Source organism: Streptomyces litmocidini (genome assembly GCF_014649755.1).
Taxonomy (GTDB): Bacteria; Actinomycetota; Actinomycetes; order Streptomycetales; family Streptomycetaceae; genus Streptomyces; species Streptomyces litmocidini.
Genome location: NZ_BMTQ01000041.1, coordinates 1 through 6,809, shown reverse-complemented (window position 1 = coordinate 6,809; position 6,809 = coordinate 1). Strand labels below are relative to the sequence as shown.

Below are 6,809 nucleotides of genomic sequence, written 5' to 3'. Positions count from 1 at the left end.
ATCTACGAGGGCACCAACCAGGTCCAGCGCATCGTCATGGCCCGCAACCTCCCGTAGCCACCAGCCTTTCGAAAGGAGACAGGCCGTGACCCTGAAGATCGCTGTCTGTGTGAAGTACGTCCCCGACGCGACCGGCGACCGCGGTTTCGCCGACGACCTGACGACCGACCGCGAGGCCGTCGACGGGCTCCTCTCGGAGCTCGACGAGTACGCGGTCGAGCAGGCCCTGCGGATCTCGGAGGAGTCCGACGACGCCGAGGTGACCGTCGTGACGGTGGGCCCGGACGACGCCAAGGACGCGCTGCGCAAGGCGCTGTCGATGGGCGCCGACAAGGCCGTCCACGTCAACGACGAGGACATCCACGGCTCCGACGTCATCGCGACCTCCGCGATCCTGGCCAAGGCCCTGGAGAAGACCGGCTTCGACCTGGTCGTCTGCGGCATGGCCTCGACCGACGGCACGATGGGCGTCCTGCCCGCGCTGCTCGCCGAGCGCCTGAGCCTGCCGCAGGTCACCCTGCTGTCGGAGCTCTCCGTCGAGGACGGCCTGGTGAAGGGCCGCCGTGACGGCGACGCCGCCACCGAGCTCCTGGAGGCCCCGCTGCCGGCCGTCGTCTCGGTCACCGACCAGTCCGGCGAGGCCCGTTACCCCTCCTTCAAGGGGATCATGGCCGCCAAGAAGAAGCCGGTCGAGGAGCTGGACCTGGACGACCTGGGGATCGACGCCGACGAGGTCGGCCTCGCCGGGTCCTGGACCCTGGTCGACGCCGTGGCCGCCCGCCCGGCCCGCACCCAGGGCACGATCGTCACGGACGAGGGCGACGGCGGCAAGCAGCTCGCCGCCTTCCTCGCCACCCAGAAGTTCATCTGACCCGCCGTCATCCCACCTCAGGAGCAAGGAATCATGGCTGAGATCCTGGTTCTCGTGGACCACGCCGACGGTGCGGTCCGCAAGCCGGCCCTCGAACTGCTGACCCTGGCCCGCCGCATCGGCGAGCCCTCGGCGGTCGTCCTCGGCGCCGGCGAGGCCGCCGCCTCGATCGCCGCCGCGGCCGGCGAGTACGGCGCGGCCACCGTGTACGTCGCGGACGGCGCCGAGTTCACCGAGCAGCTCGTCGTCCCGAAGGTCGACGCGCTCACCCAGCTCGCCCGGGAGAAGGGGGCGGCCGCCGTCCTGGTGACCTCCTCCGGCGAGGGCAAGGAGATCGCGGCCCGCGTCGCGCTCCGCCTCGGCTCCGGCCTGATCACCGACGCCGTGGAGCTGGAGGCCGGCGACAAGGGCCCCGTCGCCACGCAGTCCGTCTTCGCCGCCTCGTACCAGGTGAGGTCCACGGTCTCGCGCGGCGTCCCGGTCATCACCGTCAAGCCGAACTCCGCCGCCCCGGAGGCCGCTCCGGCCGCCGGCACGGTCGAGAACGTCACGGTGGCCTTCACCGGCAACGCCGCCAAGGTCGTCTCGCGCACCCCGCGCGTCTCCACCGGCCGCCCCGAGCTGACCGAGTCCGCGATCGTGGTCTCCGGCGGCCGTGGCGTCGGCGCGGCCGAGGGCTTCGCGGTCGTCGAGAAGCTGGCCGACTCGCTCGGCGCGGCCGTCGGCGCCTCCCGGGCCGCCGTGGACGCCGGCTGGTACCCGCACTCCAACCAGGTCGGCCAGACCGGCAAGCAGGTCTCGCCGCAGCTGTACGTGGCGGCGGGCATCTCCGGCGCGATCCAGCACCGGGCCGGCATGCAGACCTCGAAGACGATCGTCGCGGTCAACAAGGACCCCGAGGCCCCGATCTTCGACCTGGTCGACTACGGCGTGGTCGGCGACCTCTTCGAGGTGCTGCCGCAGCTGACGGACGAGATCGGCGCGCGCTGATCGCATGACGGGTGGGACCGGCCTTCGCCGGTCCCACACCCGGAGAAGCAAGGGGCGGGTGGCACTCTGTGCCACCCGCCCCTTGCTCGTGTGCGCGCCCGGCGCTCAGTACCAGCCGTCGAGGGGGACCTCCTCGCAGAGCCGCACGACCGGCCTGCGCCCGGCGGAGGCGGCGCCGGCGAGCTTGACCCGGACCCCGGGGCGCACCGCGTGCAGCGGCCCGTCGACGCGGCAGCGGACGACGAAACCCTCCGTCATGTGGACCGGCCAGAGGTCGGCGTCGGCGGCCGCGACCCCGCGCCGTACGGAGATCACGCCCTCGCCTCCGCTGAGTTCGGGCGCCAGGTCGGTCGACCCGCAGGTCGGGCAGAGCAGACGCTGGAACGTCGTGGTGTGGCACCAGCGGCAGCGCTGGAAGTACAGCTCGGACTCGGGGGCCGATTCCTCGGCCTGGACGGCGGTCCCGCTCCTCATTCCCGTGTGGAACACGATGCCTTCTCCTTGCACTCGGCGGCTCGACCGTGCATGGGGCAAAGATATGGCACTGAGTGCCATCAAATAAAGACCTGAGTTCCCTCAATTCGAGATACCGAGAACCCCGAGGCCGTTCGGTGACCCTCCCGAGATCCTCCGGTGACCCCTCAGCCCTCGCCGAGGCTCGACTCCACCTCGCGCACCACGCGCCACATGGGGGTGGAGCGCTTGGTGATCACCACGACGACGTCCTCGGCCTCCTCGGCGGGCGCGTCCGTCGCCTGGCCGCCGGTGGCCCAGGTGGCGCGGACGAACTCCAGGGCCCCGTCGACCTCGGCCAGCGGGTCGCCCTCGCCGCCCGAGCGCAGCCAGTGCCGCAGGGCGTGGTTGTGGGCGGCGACCACGGCCGCCGCGACGACGTTGGCGCGCAGGGTGCCGTCCCTGCGGTCCGCCCATCGGGTGCGCAGGTAGTCGCCGAGGGTCTTCTCGTACCGCCAGACCACCGACAGCTCGTACGTGCGCAGTCCGGCGACCTGGCGGGTGAGCCGGTAGCGCTGCACGGAGAAGGTGGGGTTCTCGGCGTACATCCGCATGACGAGCCGGGCGGCGTCGCAGACCCGGACGACCGGGTCGTCGGAGTCGGCGCTCGCGGCGAGGAAGCGGGTCATGTCGGCGAGGCACTGCTCGTGGTCGGGGAAGACCACGTCCTCCTTGGACGGGAAGTACCGGAAGAAGGACCGCCGGCCGACGCCCGCGAGCGTGACGATGTCGTCGACGGTGGTCTGCTCGTAGCCCCGCTCCAGGAAGAGCTGGAAGGCCGCGGCGATGAGGGAGTCCCGCATCGCGGGCTTCGTGGAGTTCGTCGAGGCTGTTCCCATGGGTTCGAACCTAACACCCGGACGGGTCTTCACAGCACTCGGTGCCGGAAGAATCCGGCACCGAGTGCTGTGAAGGGGGTACGGAGGCTCAGCGGGCGCTCATGCGGAGGGCGCCGTCCATGCGGATCGTCTCGCCGTTGAGGTAGTCGTGCTCGGCGATCATCGTCACGAGCCGGGCGTACTCCTCCGGGCGCGCGAGGCGCTGCGGGAAGGTGACGCTCGCCGCGAGGCCCGCCCGGACGTCCTCGCCGAAGCCGGCCATCATCGGGGTGTCGACGATGCCGGGGGCGATGGTGACGACCCGGATGCCGAACTGCGCCAGGTCGCGCGCGGCGGTGACGGTCATCCCGGCGACGCCCGCCTTGGAGGCGGCGTACGCGATCTGTCCGACCTGGCCCTCGAAGGCGGCGATGGAGGCGGTGTTGACCACGAGGCCGCGCTGGCCGTGCTCGTCGGGCTCGTGGCGGGCGATGGCCTCGGCGGCGAGCCTCATCACGTTGAAGGTGCCGAGCAGGTTGACGTCGAGCACCGCGCGGAACAGGGCGAGGTCGTGCGGTCCCTTGCGGCCCAGGATGCGGGCGGAGGGGGCGATGCCCGCGCAGTTCACGGCGAGCCGCAGCTCGGCGCCGTCGGCGTCGATCGCGGCGAGCGCCTCGCGGACCTGGCCCTCGTCGGTGACGTCCGCGGCGAGCAGCCGGACGCCATCGGGCAGCGGCCCGGCGGCGGCCACGGCCTTGTCCAGGTCCAGGCCGTAGACGGTGGCGCCGCGCGCGGCGAGTGCGGCGGCGGTGGCGGCGCCGAGGCCGGAAGCGGCGCCGGTGACGAGAGCGGCGGAGCCGGCGATGTCCATGGAACTCCTCGTTCGTGTCGTGCGGGTGCGACCCCGCCGCCGGGATGGCCGCCGGATCGGACGCGTGCCCGCGGAGGACCGCGCGGTCCGCGCGATCTGCGCCGCCCACCATAGAACCGTGTGTGCCGCCCCCGGAAGCGGAGGCCGAGCCGGGGGCGGGATCCCTTCGCCGGACCGTACGGAGGCGGGGGCCGGCGTGGCGCCGGACCGTCCTCCCCGCCCGGCCCTGTCTCAGAAGGGCTTGGTGGGCAGGTACTTGCCGTCGAGGGTGATGACGGCGCGCTCGCCGCCCTCGGGGTCGGCGACCTTCTTCACGTCCAGCGTGAAGTTGATCGCGGAGATGATCCCGTCGCCGAACTGCTCGTGCACCAGCTCCTTGAGGGTGGTGCCGTAGACCTGGAGCATCTCGTAGAAGCGGTAGACGGTCGGATCGGTGGGGACGGCGCCGTCGAGGGAGCCGCGGGTGGGGATCGTCTGCAGCAGTCGCACCGCGTCCTCGTCCAGGCCGAGGAGGTCGGCGACGGCCCGGGCGGACTCCTCCGGCAGGGCGTGCTGGCCGAGGACGGCGGCGGTGGTGAAGGCGACGGAGAGGCCGGAGGCGTCCGCGATCCGCTGCCAGCTGAGGTCCTTGCGGATCTTGGCGTCGACGGCGGCGATCGCGAGGGCGCGGCGGGCGGTGGGATCGAACTGGGCGTGCACCATGAGAGGTACGTCCTTTCGTGTTTTCGTCAGGGGCGCCCCTGACGGAGGGGGTCAGGCGGCGAGCGCGGTGCTCGCCGTGGCGGGGAGTTCCTCGACGGTGCCGTCGGCGATGTCGAAGACCCAGCCGTGCAGCCGCACTTCGCCCGCGGCGAGGGCGCGGGCCACCGACGGGTGGGTGGCCAGGTTCGCCAGCTGCGCGGCGACGTTCTCGCGGACGAGGGCGGCCACGTCGACGGTGCCACCGACGGCGGCGCGGGCGAGGGAGGCGTCGGCGTGCCGCAGCCAGGCGGCGACGGCGGGCGCGGAACCCAGGTCGTGGCCCTCGGCGAGCGCGGTCATCGCGCCGCAGGCGGAGTGCCCGCAGACGACGACGTCCCGCACGCCGAGCACGGTGACGGCGTACTCGACGCCGGCGGTGACTCCGTCGGCGCCGGGGGTGTGGGCGGGGACGAGGTTGCCGGCGGTGCGGATCACGAAGAGCTCGCCCGGATCGGTCTGGGTGATCAGTTCGGGTACGACACGGGCGTCCGAGCAGCCGATGAACAGCGTGCCGGGCCGGTGGACGGTGGCCAGGCGGGCGAAGAGACCGGCCTTGGCAGGGAAGACCTCCCGCTGGAAGCGGGCGATTCCCTCGGCGAAATGAGGCATGTCCCCACCGTGCACGACCAGGCCCTATAGCGTCCAAGACCTGTTCTCGATATCTGTCATAGATGGCATCTATAGTCGACCGCATGCAGCCGGAACTCCGTCACCTCCGCTATCTGCTCGCCGTCGCCGAGCACGCGAACTTCACCCGTGCCGCCGAAGAGCTCCGGATCGCCCAGCCCACCCTGTCCCAGCAGATCAAGCAGTTGGAGAAGGCCCTCGGGGCGCAGCTCCTGGACCGCACCGGCCGCACCGTGCGTCTCACGGACGCCGGGGAGACCTACGCGCGCTACGCCCGGCGGGCCCTGCGGGACCTGGCGGCGGGCGAGCGGGCGGTGCTCGACGTGCACGACCTGTCCCGGGGCCACCTGCGGCTGGCGGTCACCCCCACCTTCACCGCGTACCTCACCGGTCCCCTGGTCGCCGGCTTCCACACCCGGCACCCGGGCATCAGCGTGGACGTGCGGGAGCTGCCCCAGGACCGCATCGAGGCCGAACTCCTCGCCGACCGGCTCGACCTCGGCATCGCCTTCCACGGCGAGCACCTCCCGGGCGTCGAGGCCACGGAGCTGTTCACCGAGACCCTCGGTCTCGTCGTCGGCCCCGAGCACCCCTTCGCGGGGCGGACGGATCCGGTGTCGGCCGGGGAACTGAACGGGCATCATCTCGCGCTCCTGAGCCGCGACTTCGCGACCCGGCTGCACATCGACGCGTACGTCTCCGAGCACCGCGTCCGCCCGGCGATCGCGGTGGAGGCCGACTCGGTGACCGCGCTCACCGAGATCGTCCGGCGCACCGCGCTGGCCACCGTCCTGCCCGACGCCGTCACCCGGGACCACCCGTGGCTGAGCCCGGTGCCGCTCTCCCCCGCCCTCCCGTCCCGCGCCGTCGCCCTCCTGCGGCGCGCGGCCGGTTACCGCAGCGCGGCGGCGGGGGCCTTCACCGAGCTGGCCGCGCGGTGGGGAGGCGGGGCGCGGGGGAACTGACCCGCACGGGATCCTCTCCTCGCGGGTCGACCGATCGGTCGACCCCGGGGTCCACCGCCCGGGGCGCCGGGTGCAGCCGGGACGACGACGGGCGGCGGCGGGGTGCGGCACCAGGATGGGGACGGAGCGGGCCACGGCTCCCCGACGGCTCCCGCGGTCCCCCGAGTTCCCTGGAGCAGATCCCATGAAGCACGTGAAGAAGGCCTCCTCGCGCACCCGTGCCGTGACCGGCGGCGCGCTCGTCGCCGCCCTCGCCCTCGGCGGCTTCGGGGCCTACTCCGCGAGCGCCACCGGCGAGGGCACGGCGGCCGCGCCGTCCGCCGCGGCGGACGCCAAGAACAAGAACACGACGCGCTCGACGCACCTGACGATCGAGGCGGCCGCGAAGGCCGCGCAGGCGGCGCTGGACGCCG

General features: G+C 72.9%; 8 protein-coding genes and 1 pseudogene. 4 read left to right on the top strand and 5 right to left on the bottom strand.

Annotation, left to right across the window (positions count from 1 at the left end):
* Positions 1-85 precede the first annotated feature (85 nt).
* On the top strand, positions 86-871 hold the full coding sequence (locus IE180_RS35585) for an electron transfer flavoprotein subunit beta/FixA family protein (RefSeq protein ID WP_030694643.1): 786 nt from the start codon (positions 86-88) through the stop codon (positions 869-871).
* Between the two features lie 33 nt (positions 872-904).
* Complete coding sequence (locus IE180_RS35580; protein ID WP_190161087.1) at positions 905-1,861, top strand: electron transfer flavoprotein subunit alpha/FixB family protein; 957 nt, start codon at positions 905-907, stop codon at positions 1,859-1,861.
* Positions 1,862-1,966: 105 nt separating this feature from the next.
* Here the strand turns inward: IE180_RS35580 and IE180_RS35575 are convergent, their stop codons facing one another.
* The 5 genes from IE180_RS35575 to IE180_RS35555 all read right to left on the bottom strand — a co-directional run bounded on the left by IE180_RS35575 (position 1,967) and on the right by IE180_RS35555 (position 5,413).
* Complete coding sequence (locus IE180_RS35575; protein ID WP_190161086.1) at positions 1,967-2,350, bottom strand: zinc ribbon domain-containing protein; 384 nt, start codon at positions 2,348-2,350, stop codon at positions 1,967-1,969.
* A 152-nt stretch (positions 2,351-2,502) separates the two neighbouring features.
* Positions 2,503-3,213, bottom strand: coding sequence for a TetR family transcriptional regulator (locus IE180_RS35570; RefSeq protein WP_190161085.1), 711 nt, complete (start codon positions 3,211-3,213; stop codon positions 2,503-2,505).
* Positions 3,214-3,301: 88 nt separating this feature from the next.
* Positions 3,302-4,063, bottom strand: coding sequence for an SDR family NAD(P)-dependent oxidoreductase (locus IE180_RS35565; RefSeq protein WP_190161084.1), 762 nt, complete (start codon positions 4,061-4,063; stop codon positions 3,302-3,304).
* Positions 4,064-4,294: 231 nt separating this feature from the next.
* The gene (cynS, locus tag IE180_RS35560; protein ID WP_190161083.1) at positions 4,295-4,765 is read right to left on the bottom strand and encodes a cyanase; all 471 of its coding nucleotides are present in this window, start codon (positions 4,763-4,765) and stop codon (positions 4,295-4,297) included.
* A 51-nt stretch (positions 4,766-4,816) separates the two neighbouring features.
* Positions 4,817-5,413, bottom strand: coding sequence for a carbonic anhydrase (locus IE180_RS35555; protein ID WP_190161082.1), 597 nt, complete (start codon positions 5,411-5,413; stop codon positions 4,817-4,819).
* 83 nt (positions 5,414-5,496) lie between these two features.
* On the opposite strand from IE180_RS35555, the gene cynR reads away from it, so the two are divergent.
* A complete protein-coding gene (gene cynR, locus IE180_RS35550) occupies positions 5,497-6,396 on the top strand; it encodes a transcriptional regulator CynR (RefSeq protein WP_190161081.1) in 900 nt (299 codons plus the stop codon).
* Positions 6,397-6,580: 184 nt separating this feature from the next.
* Positions 6,581-6,809, top strand: a pseudogene (locus tag IE180_RS35545) (heme-binding protein); the annotation flags it as partial.

What these genes read in the sequence shown, in the direction of transcription:
- cynR (WP_190161081.1), top strand. Translation starts at nt 5,497, where the DNA reads ATGCAGCCGGAACTCCGTCACCTCCGCTATCTGCTCGCCGTCGCCGAG.
- cynS (WP_190161083.1), bottom strand. Translation starts at nt 4,765, where the DNA reads ATGGTGCACGCCCAGTTCGATCCCACCGCCCGCCGCGCCCTCGCGATC.
- IE180_RS35570 (WP_190161085.1), bottom strand. Translation starts at nt 3,213, where the DNA reads ATGGGAACAGCCTCGACGAACTCCACGAAGCCCGCGATGCGGGACTCC.
- IE180_RS35555 (WP_190161082.1), bottom strand. Translation starts at nt 5,413, where the DNA reads ATGCCTCATTTCGCCGAGGGAATCGCCCGCTTCCAGCGGGAGGTCTTC.
- IE180_RS35565 (WP_190161084.1), bottom strand. Translation starts at nt 4,063, where the DNA reads ATGGACATCGCCGGCTCCGCCGCTCTCGTCACCGGCGCCGCTTCCGGC.
- IE180_RS35580 (WP_190161087.1), top strand. Translation starts at nt 905, where the DNA reads ATGGCTGAGATCCTGGTTCTCGTGGACCACGCCGACGGTGCGGTCCGC.